This window comes from Methanolobus sp. (assembly GCF_016278385.1).
In the GTDB taxonomy this organism is placed as follows: domain Archaea; phylum Halobacteriota; class Methanosarcinia; order Methanosarcinales; family Methanosarcinaceae; genus Methanolobus.
The window spans coordinates 1-15605 of record NZ_JADQBY010000047.1; the positions used below are offsets into that span (position 1 = coordinate 1).

Annotated in this window: 11 protein-coding genes and 1 pseudogene; 2 read left to right on the forward strand and 10 right to left on the reverse strand. The window is 38.7% G+C overall.

Annotated features, from left to right (window positions below; translation table 11 throughout):
• The 4 genes and pseudogenes from QZZ23_RS14050 to QZZ23_RS14065 all read right to left on the reverse strand — a co-directional run.
• Positions 1-614 (reverse strand): annotated as a pseudogene (locus tag QZZ23_RS14050) (hypothetical protein); the annotation flags it as partial.
• 631 nt (positions 615-1245) lie between these two features.
• Positions 1246-1581, reverse strand: coding sequence for a translation initiation factor eIF-1A (eif1A, locus tag QZZ23_RS14055; RefSeq protein ID WP_292471457.1), 336 nt, complete (start codon positions 1579-1581; stop codon positions 1246-1248).
• 278 nt (positions 1582-1859) lie between these two features.
• Positions 1860-3227, reverse strand: coding sequence for a DEAD/DEAH box helicase (locus tag QZZ23_RS14060; RefSeq protein WP_292471383.1), 1368 nt, complete (start codon positions 3225-3227; stop codon positions 1860-1862).
• A gap of 121 nt (positions 3228-3348) precedes the next feature.
• Positions 3349-4680 (reverse strand): DUF2254 family protein, encoded by a 1332-nt coding sequence (locus QZZ23_RS14065; RefSeq protein WP_366931367.1) that lies wholly within the window; start codon positions 4678-4680, stop codon positions 3349-3351.
• A 157-nt stretch (positions 4681-4837) separates the two neighbouring features.
• Here QZZ23_RS14065 and QZZ23_RS14070 point away from each other — a divergent pair, with 157 nt between their 5' ends.
• The gene (locus QZZ23_RS14070) at positions 4838-5161 is read left to right on the forward strand and encodes a Rieske (2Fe-2S) protein (protein WP_292471387.1); all 324 of its coding nucleotides are present in this window, start codon (positions 4838-4840) and stop codon (positions 5159-5161) included.
• A 5-nt stretch (positions 5162-5166) separates the two neighbouring features.
• On the opposite strand, the gene QZZ23_RS14075 is transcribed toward QZZ23_RS14070, so the two are convergent.
• Complete coding sequence (locus tag QZZ23_RS14075) at positions 5167-5913, reverse strand: class I SAM-dependent methyltransferase (protein WP_292471389.1); 747 nt, start codon at positions 5911-5913, stop codon at positions 5167-5169.
• A 424-nt stretch (positions 5914-6337) separates the two neighbouring features.
• On the opposite strand from QZZ23_RS14075, the gene QZZ23_RS14080 reads away from it, so the two are divergent.
• Positions 6338-7375 carry a hypothetical protein gene (locus QZZ23_RS14080; RefSeq protein WP_292471391.1) on the forward strand — a complete coding sequence of 346 codons (1038 nt, stop codon included), beginning with the start codon at positions 6338-6340 and terminating at the stop codon, positions 7373-7375.
• Between the two features lie 515 nt (positions 7376-7890).
• Here QZZ23_RS14080 and mtaB read toward each other — a convergent pair.
• From mtaB to QZZ23_RS14105, 5 genes are all read right to left on the reverse strand, one after another.
• Positions 7891-9270, reverse strand: coding sequence for a methanol--corrinoid protein co-methyltransferase MtaB (mtaB, locus tag QZZ23_RS14085; protein WP_292471393.1), 1380 nt, complete (start codon positions 9268-9270; stop codon positions 7891-7893).
• Between the two features lie 11 nt (positions 9271-9281).
• A complete protein-coding gene (gene mtaC, locus QZZ23_RS14090; protein ID WP_292471395.1) occupies positions 9282-10046 on the reverse strand; it encodes a methanol--corrinoid protein MtaC in 765 nt (254 codons plus the stop codon).
• A gap of 626 nt (positions 10047-10672) precedes the next feature.
• Entirely contained in the window at positions 10673-13807 is a 3135-nt protein-coding gene (locus QZZ23_RS14095; RefSeq protein WP_292471397.1) for a PAS domain S-box protein, read from the reverse strand.
• A gap of 309 nt (positions 13808-14116) precedes the next feature.
• Positions 14117-14881 carry a methanol--corrinoid protein MtaC gene (gene mtaC, locus QZZ23_RS14100; protein WP_292471399.1) on the reverse strand — a complete coding sequence of 255 codons (765 nt, stop codon included), beginning with the start codon at positions 14879-14881 and terminating at the stop codon, positions 14117-14119.
• Between the two features lie 281 nt (positions 14882-15162).
• The gene (locus QZZ23_RS14105; RefSeq protein ID WP_292471401.1) at positions 15163-15531 is read right to left on the reverse strand and encodes a VOC family protein; all 369 of its coding nucleotides are present in this window, start codon (positions 15529-15531) and stop codon (positions 15163-15165) included.
• Positions 15532-15605: the final 74 nt, after the last annotated feature.

The following is a 15605-nucleotide window of genomic DNA, read 5'->3' on the forward strand; positions in this document are numbered from 1 at the left end:
CCGATATAGACACATCCTTTAGGCTTCAGATGCCTTCTTTGTAGAATTCCAACATCACCTTCAAATTTGGCTTCTGGATGATCTATGTACTCAAGGAAAACGTCACTTAGTGGCTTCCAATACTCCCTTCCCTGAAGTATGTCTCCTGTATTTTTATCTATGAAAGGATTCTCAACGGCAACCTGTGGATTATTGTTGTCAGGAGCAATAGGTTTGACTTTCTCCCCATTTTCATTAACTGTTGTACCATTACCAACAAGCATAAAGTTGAACGGTTTGATTTGTTTGTCAAATGGCTTCCCGTCATTCATTTTCTTGAACCATCTAAGAATAGTTCCTGTTGATACTGCAAGGTTGGAGATTACTGCATAGTTTTCATATTTCTCCAATACATCAGGTAACTCTTCAGGATGAAAGTGAACTTTGAGAATATCATCCCATAACCTCTTATGCCATTGGTCTCCTTGCTTCAATTCCCTACTAAATGGATTTGTGATATGACCTAATCCATGTAGTTTATAGAACAGTTTCTTACCTTCAGGAATGATGATCTTATTTCCTTCAATTTTGCCGCCATCGTAATTGCATTTGATGTTAATGATTCCTCGGAGCATTTAGCGGTAAATCTCAGGACGTCTAGCGAAGTTAATGCGGATGTTCGGAGTTGCTGACGATGGATATTTATTTTTCCGCAGATATCTTGTTCAAGTGGTAAGGTCATAATCAAGTTTTTGAAACTGCAGTAATACGCAGATGCTCCAAGCAAATTGAAAGAGCATCAGAAATATTTGTCCATAATGTTTATTCTTTTTAGATGAATCTATTCATTATCCTTCCTATATCAAAAGTAGTAACATTTTGGATAACATGTGAGTAGAGGAATATCGCCCATCACAAAAGATGTAAAGTTCCCCTCCATAATCCGTTCGTACATAAACGAACGTTTATATATTAAAAATATAATCGTCAAATATGACTAATACCATCATAATTCACGGATGTAAAAATGCTATGGTTGGATTCGAGCATCATAGAAAAAGATGCATTCGAAAAGATGAAAGGCGTTCAATCAGATGTTTGAACAGAACTAATTTTGCGCACGGTAAGTATGATGTAGTCCATAGATTAACTCAGGGTGAATATTGGGATTAGTGCCCATAATAAAAAGTGCATTTAGGGAAAGAATAGAAAGGATGTATTCTATTATTCACCTTAGTAGATTCCAGATGAATAATACAATTCATCTTAGTCAAGGAAACCTTTTTTATCCAGCCAGTTGACCTGTGGTCGGGTATATTTCCATATAACATCGGCCTTTGAATCCTGAATTTCCCATGGAGTTGCGATGACAACATCACCCTCACGTACCCACATTCTCTTCTTCTTTGAACCTGGGATCCTGCCCATGCGGACAATTCCATCCATACACTGCAACCTTACCCTGTTTGCTCCAAGCAAACTGGAAACAGTTGCCAGGACTTCACCATTTTCTTTGCGTGGAACCCTTACTCTAACAACTTCACCTTCAGGATTTCCACCCATCGCATTACTTTTTCTTTTATTACTTCTATAATTAGCCAGATTAATACCTCATAGTGTGTGATTGTTTTATTTCTGTTTTATTCAAAACAAGGATAGTAATTAAAAGTGTTGTTTGCAAATTTTTGCAACATTAAGAACCCACTTTGAATAAAACGAAATTTGATCATATCCTGTTACTGAAAAAATTAAATTTTTACAGCACATATGGACGATTAATACCACTTTTAGTAGATATGCTCAAACTATATAATATGAATCGTATAATGCAGGAATGTACCGGAATCAAGTCCGGCAAATCATTTCCTGTACTCTAATAATTATTTCTTGCCAGAAAGCATTATCTTGACAAGGCCAGCAGCAATATCCATCGATGAATAATCCTCATCTGACATCTTCTCCACCCAGTGCATATATTTGCCAAGATGACCTTCATCAATAGTTTCCTTTACTTTCTTTGCAAGCATATTGGCTTTGAAATCCTCAGCATCGCCTCTGGTTGGAACCTTCTGATTCTTTATCTTTGTCTTGGTGTATTTTTGGATGCTCTTGATCTTGTATATCTCTTTTGGAGTCACAAAAGTAAATGCTATTCCTGATCTTCCCGCACGGCCGGTCCTCCCGATCCTGTGAACATAGGATTCCTCATCCTGTGGCATATCATAGTTAAATACAACTTCTATATTCTCAACATCAATGCCACGGGCTGCTACATCAGTCGCAACAAGAGTTTCAATTTCTCCGTTCCTGAAACTTGCCATTACCTTCTCCCTCTGGGTCTGCTTCAGATCACCATGAATAGCATCTGCAAGAAAACCCCTGGTTTTAAGGATGCTAACAAGTTCATCCACCATTCTCTTGGTATTACAAAACACAAGAGATGATTTCACATCATAAATATCGATCATTCTGCAAAGAACATCCGGTTTCATATGATGTTTTACTTCAAAATAGGATTGCTCCATGTTAGGTGCAGTAACTACTTTATGAATAGTCTTGACATGCACTGGATTTTGCTGGAACCTTTTGGCCAGTTTCATTATTGGTGCTGGCATTGTAGCTGAGAAGAGGATAGTTTGCCTTTCAGCAGGAACACTGCTGAGAATTGATTCAATGTCTTCTCTGAATCCCATATCAAGCATTTCATCAGCTTCATCAAGGACGACCATTGACACGCTACTAAGGTTCAATGTCCTGCGCTCGATGTGATCCATTACCCTTCCAGGAGTTCCTATCACGATCTGAACACCTCTTCTGAGAGCCTTGATCTGCCTATCGATATTTTGACCGCCATACACAGGCAGTATATGAGCACCCGTGTATTTTCCCAGTTTGCTCAATTCATCTGCTACTTGGTTCGCCAGTTCTCTTGTAGGACAAAGAACAAGTACCTGAGTCTTTTTACTGTTAGGTGCTACCATTTCCAGAGCAGGGATTCCAAAAGAAGCGGTCTTACCCGTACCGGTCTGGGCCTGGCCTATAACATCCCTGCCTTCAAGAATATGAGGGATTGACTGGGCCTGTATAGGAGTCGGTTCTTCAAAACCAAGCTCCTTGATTGCTTTTTCTATATTTGCAGATAGTTGAAGGTCTTTGAAAGTTGATAATTCCATATTAATAGTTCCTGTGATTATGTGGCCATCAATTAAAACATAGGATGAAGTCACATCATCTAAATCTGTTTCCAATTTGGCCCTGTTTTAAAATAAATGTTCCAAATTGTTTTGGTAAAACAAAACAAAAAAGAGCAGTGCTTTGGTAATGACACCAAGGGAATTAAGCTTGTCGGTGATAATAGGTGAAATGATATTATTTCTGATGAATAGATTGTGATGTTTTCTCAGCCTTCCTATAAAGTCGCCGATACTCAGGAGTATCTACGAGTTCCAGCGAAACCTTTAAAGCATTCATAGAAGCTGGCGCCTGAGAAGCTGATGATGCCTGGCCACTTTTTGATGCTTTTATACCAAGTTTACCGATACCTTGAACTATATCTTCCACGATCCATGAGTCTGTCCGTTTATCAATACATGAAAAGCCAATCGAAGCCAGAGAATCAATAACCTTTAAAGTTTCCCTGTCATAACCTTTATCCAGAGCCTTGTGACCAATATCAAAAAGATGGTTGATAACAGTGGACAATACATCTCGCTGATGCATGTCTGATGCAACTATACCAATCTGTTCAAGGGATGATGATGCCTGCAATACAGAATTACCAGGATCATTCTTTTCCAGCTCCTTCCATAGGACCTCAAGGTTCCTGATCACAATAAATGTGGCATCCTCATCACCATGGTTTAAAGTGAACTTTCCAAACCTTGCCAGACGGGAAAAAATATAGTTTGCAATTATTTTTTGTTCTGTGATTTCAAGGTCACTGTTCATGAATATCTCTTTGGCACGCATGCCTATAATATTCAGGCCGTTCCTTGTTGTTTCAAAATCGTGCTTTAATAGTGAACTACTGATTATATCGACAATAGGTTGTATAGGATCATTTTCCTGAATTCTATCGGCATCTGAGCCGATAGCTGTTGTGATGTTCTTTGCATTCAGTTTCATTGCCTGAATATTGAGCAATGTTGACGGCTTGAGCATGTTAAGTGTCCTGAACAGGTATGGGAACAATACCAGTAAAGAGTAGACTCCAAAATGGAATGCAAATGATATCCTGAGTTGCATTTGAACTGTACTCTTATCAGTTATGGATTTTAAAACAAACAAAGAATAGATCATGGATGCAATATAAATGACCATGAGAATCCAGAAATCCGGATTATATACTTTGAGAAGATCAATCATTCTCACAGAGTAAGAACCCGAAGCCAGTTCGACTGCCACAAGACTCATTGTGACAATTATGGCCAATATAGCCGCTTCACTCTGTATCAAGGCACTTATCATATAGCGCGCACTCGTCATATCATAACTGGAAGGCCCAAATACCAGAATTATGTGGTGAAATACTCCAAAACTGAACAGAAACAAAAGAATATAAAGAATAATCCGTGAAAACCACAGACGCAATACATCCAAAGAAAAGTTTTCATTATTTGTTTTAGTTAGTAGCATTTTTAACTTCAACTTATAGTCTTTATGAGTCAATACAACGTCAAGAATGATAACGACACATTCCATAATAAGTTTTTTTGTTAACTTATCTAGTTTGGGGTTCGTTTTTACGCCAAATATTTATATTTTAAGAGCAGTTCATTTTATGGGAGTACAGTCAAATGCTGTAATCAAAATCTTCATACCTTTTATATGAGCATTGAATTAGCAGTGGAGGTAAACTATGCCAGAGTGGATATTTGCCATCAAGGAAGAAGATCTGAAAGAAGAGAAAATAAAAGTTATCAAAACAGGGAATAAACAAATTGCTCTGATAAAGAAGAATAGTGAAATATATGCACTCCTAAACGAGTGCCCACACCAGGGGTGCCCTCTTAAGAACGGGACTCTGGAAGATTATGTACTCAAATGTGCCTGCCACAACTGGGGATTTGACATTCGCACCGGGGATAATGTAGACACCGGTGAATATATAGACATGGATGACCCAAAAGTCGAGGTTTTTGAGACACAGATTGAAGACGGAAATGTATCTGTCCTGGTCTGATTTATTTATTGTTTCTGAAGCACAAAGAAAACATAACCGTATTCATCTGAATACTGACTGAAAATATCCATTTCCTTTTTGACAAACTCAATTATAGATTCAGCCTCAGAGTTGCCTTTGAACTTGTCTTCGATTTGATCAAGTCTTTTCCCCAGAGGATTATAGTAATCATCCCACCATGCGGATGCCGGTATCTTGAACCTGTCAATAATAGTGTAGCCAGCAGATTCTATTCTTTTTTCATTTTGAGCAATTACCGCTATATCAGGATAACATTTATTCCAGAACTGAAAGACTTCCTCTGAAGGACAGTCTGTGAACCAGGATGTTTCTGTAAGTACCATGAAACCACCTTTTTTCAGGAACTGTTTCCAATACGACAGTCCTTTTTCAAAACCCATGACAAAAATAGCACCTTCGGACCAGATTATATCGAATTCATTATCCCTAAATGGCAAATAATCCATAGAGACACATACAGTGGATATCCTGTCAGCAACCCCTTCGTATGCTGCTTTTTCCATAAGGCTGTCAAGGTATGGCTGGTAAACATCAACCGCAGTGATATGGCAATTATCACAAATCCCTGCAAGATGAATGGTCTGCATTCCTGAACCGCAGCCAATATCCAGAATTTTTATATTTGCAGGGAGGTGCGAAAGCATGCTGAAAGCTTTTTCGGTACATTTATTGCTACCCGGACCCTGCCTGGGCAAACCATCAAATATTTCAAATATTGCTGATGCGACCATGAATAAACATTATACTTATCGATAAAAGTGTTTTTGGTCCATATATTTCTTAAACTTTAATTTAGAAATTATCTGCCATAAATTATTCACATTAAACAGACAGGATATGCTCATTAACTTGCAAAGCTTATTGAAAAACTTCTATCTCGATGATACGATTTTATTTCCAGATGCGTATTCAAAAAATAGTAAATAAGGAAAGACCGAATAGGCTCCGGAAATAAAACGCTGAGCTTGAATTTCAATCTACTTTTTCAGAAATTTATTTGAAAAATAATAAATACCAGTTTCTTGATGATTACTACGAGCCAGCTTGAAGCTAAAGCAATTATTTAATAAATTGACAACCATTAATATGCTAATAGTTCCAGAGTAATGTCAAAAATAGAAATACACTGAACTTTAATAAATGGGGAGAAAATACATGAAGAAAAAACTAATTATTTTGCTGCTATCACTCGTTATTCTATGTACAGGATGTGCAGAAGAACAAAATGTTACAACTAAGATCTCTAATGATGCTGTCATCACTCATCTTTCATACGGTGCTTTTACCTTGCAGGAAATGGCAGTACAGGAACTGGAAATCAATTCCACAGATGTTACGCTCAGTTACTACAACTATGAAAATGAGCTCACATCCAGATATGTACGATCCATTGATGAAGAGATGCGTAGTGATTTGCTTGCACTTTTCGAGAACAATGATTTTATGAAGATGAGTGGTTTTTATGGACCACTTGAAGGCCAGCCAATTGTTGCTGATACAGGAACTGTTGAAATATCCGTGACCCAGGATGGAGTGACCAAAACAGTGAAAATTAATCCATATTCCCAGGAATACATGCCAAATTATCTCAGGGAAATAGATGAAAAACTAATTGAATTAAAACGCTATGCTATGACCATACCTGAGGACAAAGCTAGAACAATAGCTGAAGAATGGATAATAAATGCACCAACATACAGCTTTGACGGCTCTGCGCTTGAATTACAGGACTTCCAGGCCAGTAAATATTATCCTGAAGAACAGATTCTAACATATTCTTTTGTCAGCAGCCATAGTGGCTATGGTGACAGATCAAAAAATATGACCAAACAGACCATCACCAATCATTCCATAGAAATTACATTAGAAAATGGAGAGGTCATATCAGCTGCTATTGATGGAACATGGGATGAAATTAACCAGATTATGCTGGATACAGTTGTGGAAATGCAATCCGAACAAATGAATTGTAATGAGGCACCATGGCAACTCTGGTACACAGAAGGAGATATAAATTTCCTGAAAGAGCCAACTGAGGAAGAACTGGTAATTACATATTTCAGCACTGTCTATGAAATAGAAGTATCAGATTTCACTTCTGTAAGTTTAAATGATGGCATGTGCCAGTATAACCTTAAAGTAAAATACAGTGATGTAGATACATTATCAGAAATGGGATGGCAGGAAGCTTAATATTCCTGTCATGTTTCTCTTTTTTATTTGGACTTATCATAAGAGTGTACTCATATTTTCAACCCAGAGATTATTGAATCCGTACTGATTTAACCATTTAATATGCATCTTTTCTTGATTGTAAAGCAATAGACACCTCATTGTTTTAGAAGAAACTTCCATAAATTTCAATATTGCAAGACTAAAAAAGAATTATAGCTCATAAAAATGAAAAAACAACAATTAACAATACTTTCAAGAAATAAGAAAAGTGAATTTTGATGGAAGGATATCAAAGGCTTTACAGATATGAAAAAAATGCACATGCCATAATAGTGAAGGTTGTGGAGTTGGAGGTAGAATTGATGGCGTTGTGACCTGTTGTATCTGTAAAGCCTATGAATTTAATTGTGGAGTTAAGTGTGAATTGATAATTATGAAAGGGATATTTAAATTGTGAAATGGGGATGTGATTGCTAATAGCAAACATCCCCCATTTCGTGAAATTTTCCAAAGAAAACTTCTTGATACTACATTTAGAGCCCGTAGTTCTCTGGCTTGAATACTGGTACTTCTGCGGAGTATTTCTCCATACAGTCGCTCATGAATGTCTCGGACTCTGATGTGAGTGCCTCGAATTCTGCGGTTGCCTTTGCAAGTGCACCGAGCTCGAACTTTGTCATGTCGAGACCTTCGGAGCCATTGAGGATGTTGCAGCATTCCATTCCAGCGTTCTTTGCACGGAGGAATATGTCTTCTCCGTCCTTTACGATTGCTTCTCCAACCTTGTATGCGTTGTCGTATGCAAGGATGTAGGATTGTGGGTCTCTGAATCTGTCGGAAGCCATGAGGAGGTCTCTGAGAATCTTCTCGTTTCCTGACTTAAGAGCTGTGTTCATAAGAGCACAGTCGTAGTTGAGGGACTCAGACCAGCACTGTACTGTTGTACCACCGAATTCTGCGTGGTATTCAACGGACTCGTTTGACCAGAGGTCACAGCACTGCATGATAAGGTTACCCATGACATCTGAGTGTGCACAGGTTGAAGTCTTACCTTCAAAGGACATTGGCATACCGGAGATTGCTTTTACGATGATGTTCTCGTATCCACAGTCTTTTCCTGGACCTACTGCGCCTGCTTCGTATGCAGTGAGTGATCTTGGAGCGGAGATTGCTCTTGCGACGATTGCAAGGGTGTGTGCAAGGTTCTTGTCAAGGAGACCACCTGCAATGAACATTGCAGTGTTTGCCTGTGCACAGTCTGTGTCACCAGCAGCGGTTACGCCTTTCTGCTGTGCTACCTTTGCGATTTCCTGCCAGAGGTAACCCATGTCCATGCTACCGAGGCAGCCGATTGCGTAGAGCATACCTGGAACGTCGTTCCTGAGTACTGCGTAGTCGAAGATTTCCTTTCCACCCATTGATTCAATGGACAGAAGGTCTGCGCCGCTCTCTGCGACCTGGTCGAAGGACTCCATGACTACAGTCATCTTGTCGCCTCTAAGACCTAAGAATTCCTTGTCTTCTCTGATGTCACCAGGAGTGTGTCTGAGTGCGCATTTGATGCCGTACTCTTCGTTGTACTCTTCCATGATGGTCTTCTGTGCGTGTGCAACAGCTGCTCCCCATGCTGGGTTGTTGGTCATCTGCTGGACATGCTCAGTCTCAAGTACTACGGATGGGAAACCGACCTGGACCATTCTTGCCATGATGTCTTTTGTGATTCTCTGGTACTCGTTTACGAGTTTCTCCTGAGTCTCACCTGCTTCTGGCCTTGGTGCGTAGTTTACTTCTGCGGTTGTGTAACCTGCGCCGATTTCAAGGTCAAGTCCTGCTTTCACAGGTTTCTTTGCGTTACCGAAGACCATTTCGTCAGCTTCGGAATAAGCCATTGTTGTAAATCTGTTAATTGCCATTTTTGATCACCTTAGTGGGTGTGGAATCTTGTTCTAAGTGCTGCAATGTCTGCGCCTGCAAGGATAGCGTCTGCCATCTTCGGTGCATCTGCTGCCTCTTCACCATATACTCCAAGTGAGTATGTTCCAACGAAATCCTGGTTTACAGCTCCGCCACCGCACTGGAATGGAAGGCTGAGTCCACCTTCAACAAGACGGTCGTTGACTTCCTTGAATGCGTACATTGTGGTTGTCATGAGTGCTGTTCCTGTGAGCATCATTGGCTTCTCTTTCTTTACAGCTTCGATAACTTCATCGACTGGGCAGTCACGGCCAAGGTCAACTACTTCATATCCAGCTGCTCTGAGGAGTGCTGCAACAATTGACTTTCCGATGTCGTGTACGTCACCTTCAGCAACGTGGACAACGATCTTGCCTTTTGTTACTGGGCTTGCGCCAGATTCTGATTTACAGAACTCGATACCTTCGAGCATTGCATCTGCTGACATCATTACGTTTGGAAGGAAAATGACACCCTGGTCATACAGGTCTGTTACTATTTTCATACCGACCATAAGTATATCGTCGATGAGTGCGATTGGGTCCTTGCCTGCTGCGATAGCTGCCTCAAGACCTTCAATTACATCATCCTCTTCGCCCTCGAAGATCGCTTCTGCGATAGGCTTGTATAACTCATCTTTTGGATAGAGTTCTGCTGCCGCCTCTTCAGGGGTCATTGATTTTTCCATTTTAACGTTGTATCTGATAAGGATACCTTCTTTGTCTACTATTAACATTCTATACCTCCTTCAATTTGGATAGTTTAGTTTATTGAGCTTGGGTCAAGCTCAATCCAATCTACACAAAAAGGTTCTATTGAACCTCAAAATATGCACTTTTTTTATAGTATATAAACCTTGTCTATGGCTTATACGTATATATAAACATTACTATCAGGAATTAATATATGTATATATATAATAAAAAAATAATGCTTTATTGATAATGATTTTAAGATATTATAATTTTTGTATAATTCAGCAGCTACAAAATATAGGCATATGTTTATATATAATAAATGCTACTTTTAATTAAATTAATGGTATTAAAAATAATCTATTGTTGAGTATATATGATTCTTTATTTAGAAAAAAAATAAGTCTATTGATGTTGGAATTTTGAGTATTTAATTATGCACAAATAAATCACAATCAAATAAACCACAATCTTTAAATAGCACACCATGTTGCTTTTTACAAGCATATAGCATGATTTTCAAACTGTAATAAACAAAATCGTAGTTTAGAGGCAAATTATTAAAGAATATAGAATTACATTTCAATATAGTTTATATTGAATCTTTATATATGCATTACTGAAAAATAAATCGAAAAATAGGATATGTTAACCAAAAAGAAGAAAATCACTTATTTTCTCTGGAGACACATATCGTTGTTGGGTTTCCATTCAGTTGCCCCTTTGAGCAACGCATTTCAACATTTATCATCTCCTGAACTGAGGATTCGAATGGAATCTTGCATACATGCGCCTTACCGCCAAGAATATCCTTCAGCTCAGATGCTGCTTCCAGGAATTTCTTCTGTGGGTAAAGATTCAGTAAATTCATACCTATAAGTTCCTTTTCAGAATAAGCAAGTCGCTTACATGCGTAAGGGTTTGCGTAAAGGATACAACCATCATTATCCATCATAAATACCAGATCTTCCATGGATTCAAAAATAATCTGTAAATTCCGGATGTTTCTCTGTACATCTGCCTGTTCACGCATACGGCCTATAACAGGCCCCATCTGGGATGCGAGAGTTTCCAGGGAATCACGAACTTCAAATGGAACTGAATAGGTACTATGTGATGCAAGCATCAATATAGCCACAAGCTCCATGCCATACCTGATAGGTATCAGGGCAGTAGCTTCAAGACCTTCATAGCTTAACTTATCCCCCGGAATCATAGAAGTCAGTTCATAATACCGCGTATACAAAGGATATTCGATTTTAAAAAGGCGGGCATGAATGGATTTACCCCCATAATGCCTTGTACTCTTGACAAACTCAGAGGAAAGGCCTGAATGAGCCACCATGTTCATATCACCGCTTGTGTCATCAACCAGATAAAGTGCACCACTATCCAGATTGTCCATCTGGGTCGTGAACTCCACAAGCTGGGAGAACATATCACCAACATCACCAAGAGGACTGAAAAGCATACCCATATCGGAACCTATTTGCATGAAGTTCTTTACATTTTTACGTTCAGTTATATCCACAATAATACCCTGAATATACTGAACATTGCCTTCAGCATCACGTTTAATAACGGATCTTTCATCCACCCATCTGACCTCGCCGGCCTTTGTGAGTATACGATACTCAAAGGACAGGTGATCCTCTCCTGAAAAGAGATCATATTCCATTGTGAGCCTTTCCATATCAGATGGATGAACAATGTCACCATAAAGTACCTTACCGGACATGAGTGCACCCGCTTCATACCCAAACTGGGATATATTCTCTGAAACGAACTCTACTCTCCAGTCCTCAAAGGGTTTCCAGAAAAACACTACTGCAGGACTGCTTTTGATAACTGTTTCCAGAACCTTCTGAACCTCGATCAGATCAAGGAGTTCCTTTTCCTTTTCCTTCTGATCAGTAGTATCTCTGATAATAGCCATTATAGCAGGCCTGCCTTCATGGTCTATTATAGATGAATTTATTTCTGCAGGAGTACTTTTACCGGTCTTTGAAACCAACTCGATCTCATATTTCAGGGTTACCTTGCGGTTCTTTTCAAGACTCCTCTTAAACTTGTTCATAACAAGACGCTTGTATTCCAACACTAAAAAGTCTTCAAATTGCCTGTATAGTATTTCAGTCCTGGAAAAACCGGTTATTTCACAGAACTTCATGTTTGCAAACACAAGAATATTATCCTGCACAACTATGATGCCATCATTTCCTTCTTCAACAAGCGTGGAATACTTCTTCTCGGAAGCTTTTAGCTCAGCCTCAGCGAGTTTTCTCTCAGAGATATCCCTGACAGCCATCATCACAGAAGGTTTTCCTTCATGCATAATGAAAGACAGACTGATTTCAGCAGGGAACAATTCACCATCTTTTTTAAGGAACTCCACTTCATTGTTTCGGCGGATGCTTCGACTGTCTTTCAGGACTTTCTTAATTCGTTTGCTGATCATCCGCTGATAATCAACTGGTAAATTGTCCATGAAAGCCCTTTCATATAATTCTTCCCTTGAATAACCAATTAATTCCGAAAACTTTGAATTGATAAATTTGAATGCATCATCCTGAAGGATAATTATACCATCGTTTCCCTTCTCTACAAGTGTGGAATACTTCTCTTCAGATGCTTTTAGCTCAGCTTCAGCACGCTTTCTTTCCGATATATCCCTGATAGCCATCATTACGGAAGGCCGCTGTTCGTGTAGTATATATGAGAGACTTATCTCAGCAGGGAACAATTCACCATCTTTTTTAAGGAACTCCACTTCATCATTTCTTCTGAGACCACTCTTATCTTTAAGAACTTTTTTTAAGCGCTTGGTGATCATGCGATGATATTCCATAGGAACACATGATAGCATATCCTGACCTGCAATATCCGTTTTTTTGATACCCGTCATCTGAGAGAATTTAGAGTTGGCAAAACTAAGAATCCCATCCTGAATAACAAGTATACCATCATTTCCTTTCTCAATGAGCGTGGAATATTTTTCCTCAGATGCCTTAAGCTCCGTTTCGGCGATTCTCTGAATAGTGATATCTTCTATTGAAAGAAGGATACGTAACTCATTACCAACCCCAATCTCAAATGGTCTTGCACTAAGATACATTGTTCTGCTGCCAAGGCTCTCTACATTGCATTCCAGCTCCAGATTGTCAAAGAAAATATTCTCCGTCAACAATCTATCGAGGAATGATTTCAGTAGAGGTCGGTCCCAATTTCGTCCGTAAAGGTCAAAAAAAAGTCTTCCTTCCGTTTTTTCGGGACCTAAATTGAAGAGTTCGTAAAAATACCTGTTAGCAGAGAGAACATGGAATGTATTGTCAAGTATTAAAAGAGGATTCTGTATGGTATCAAATATATTCTGGCAACAAGTATTTTCTTTTTCGGAAGAAAATACAGCACTATATTCTGGCTCCAGGCTCCCCGTTGCAAATATAAGTCCATGAAGAAGACTGCTCCCATCCTGTAAGACTTCAAAGGTCTTTTCAATTACCTTACATGACCGACCATCCCTGGACAGTATCCTGTATCCTGTTGTAAAATACGATACGTTTTCGTCCTTCCTGAATTGAGCAAAATCTTCGTCTAATTTTTTAAGATCCTGTAAATAGACAATATCTGAGTATTCTATTTTACCTGAGCTAAAATCTTCGGGTGAATAATCCAAAAGAGAGATGTTATCTGAAACTGATATTACTGATCTCTTGTTTTCATTAGTCCAGAGGAATGAAAAAACAGGACCAATACCGGCAAGTTCTGCGTCACTCAGGCTAGAGGGGTATTTGATTTCCATGAGAATTTCAGAACTGATAATATGACCCCCATTTTAATGATATTGTATCCTTACGGCATTATTTTTGTTTGTAAAAAAATTATATATCATAGGCAAATAACATACAGACATATCCATTTAGAATCAAAAGGAAGTATTCGTGTCTTTAATATTTTCTGGCATAAAAGAACATATTAAATACATGGAAGATGCAGATTATTATTTGGCTCTCATCTAAATTTTATACTTCCTTCAATCCAATCTACACAAGAGGGATATGTTTTTGGATGTGGGCCACCTATTATATTTCATTTTGCTGTACTAATAGCTTCAATGTACATGAAATTGTTCCCTTAATTCCTCTATGCTTTTGTCTTTTAGTATCATATCCGCAATTTTTGGAACTATTGCAGCATCTTCGCAATATATGCCAAGTTCATAGTTCATTACAAAATCCTGAGTTACAGCCCCACCACCACATACAAATGGTATTCCTATATCGTTTTCAAGTAAGCGGCTGTTAACTTCCATAAATGAATACATGGTTGTTGTCATCAGGGAAGTGCCAGTGAGCATAATGGGTCTGTGTTTCAGCACAGCATGTATAACTTCATCTATCGGGACATCGCTTCCAAGGTCTATGACATCATATCCATTGGATCTTAAAAACACGGTCAATATCTTTTTACCGATGTCATGGATATCTCCTTCAACAACATAAGACACAACCGTACCTTTACATTCATGTGTCTTTCCAGATATCTGTTTACAATATTCGATCCCATCAGTCATAGCATGAGATGAAATTATAACATCAGGAAGGTAAAGAAGACCATCATCATATAGCCGGGATACGATATCCATTCCTACCATCAGAGCATCGTCTATAAGGGATATAGGGTCTTTCCCGGCTTTTACTGCTTCTTTGAGAGTAATAATGACTTCATCTTCATCACCCTCAAAAACTGCTTCAACTATATTACTTAGCAGTTCGTCAGAAGGGAATAATTCTCTTGCTACCTCATCAGAGGATAACTCGCTCTCGAGTTTTACATTGTATCTAACAAGGATATGTGTCGGATCTATATCTAGCATTAAGCCTCCTTTATTAGAATTTATGTTTTTTATGCGGTACGTGTCTGCTTATAGGAATAAACTACTGTGATAAGAGAGTTTTGTATATACACATTTCTAATGGCTAGTTTAACTGTAAGTCTGATATGTAAAGGTAACGTCTAAAAACATAAAAATGAAATTGACCACACATCCTAAAACAAGGCCTGACATAAGCATGACTAAAACATGCAACCAGGACAATTAGTATTATTTTCTTCGCACAACCAACATACGCTCATACAGTCCGTAAATAATGGTTATTATTTTGCTTCACTGTTATCTTCCCACAGACCAAACATATTTCCTTCCGTATCAAGACAGATGGCAAGATAACCCCATCCAGGCACTGGCATTTGATTCAAAACTTTGCCTCCGGTGTTTTCTACTTTGTCTGCATACTCTTTAATAGACGGAACTCCGATGTAGCCGGTAATTCTTTGCTCAGGTTCTCCCCGAAGACCCATCCCACCTCTGATGCCTTCTTCTCCATTAAGACCAGTCGTTTTGAAGAGATAGTAATCCATTTCGGGAAAGGGTTTTTCAAATTCCCAGTCAAAAAGGTCGGAATAGAATTTCTTTGCACGTTCAAGATTATCCGTTGGTACATCAATGTGAACAAATGTTGACATATATTAACCCCATCTAAATCTAGGGTTTGAAATATTAAAAGTTATGCTCATTCTGCCATCCACCAAATCATATA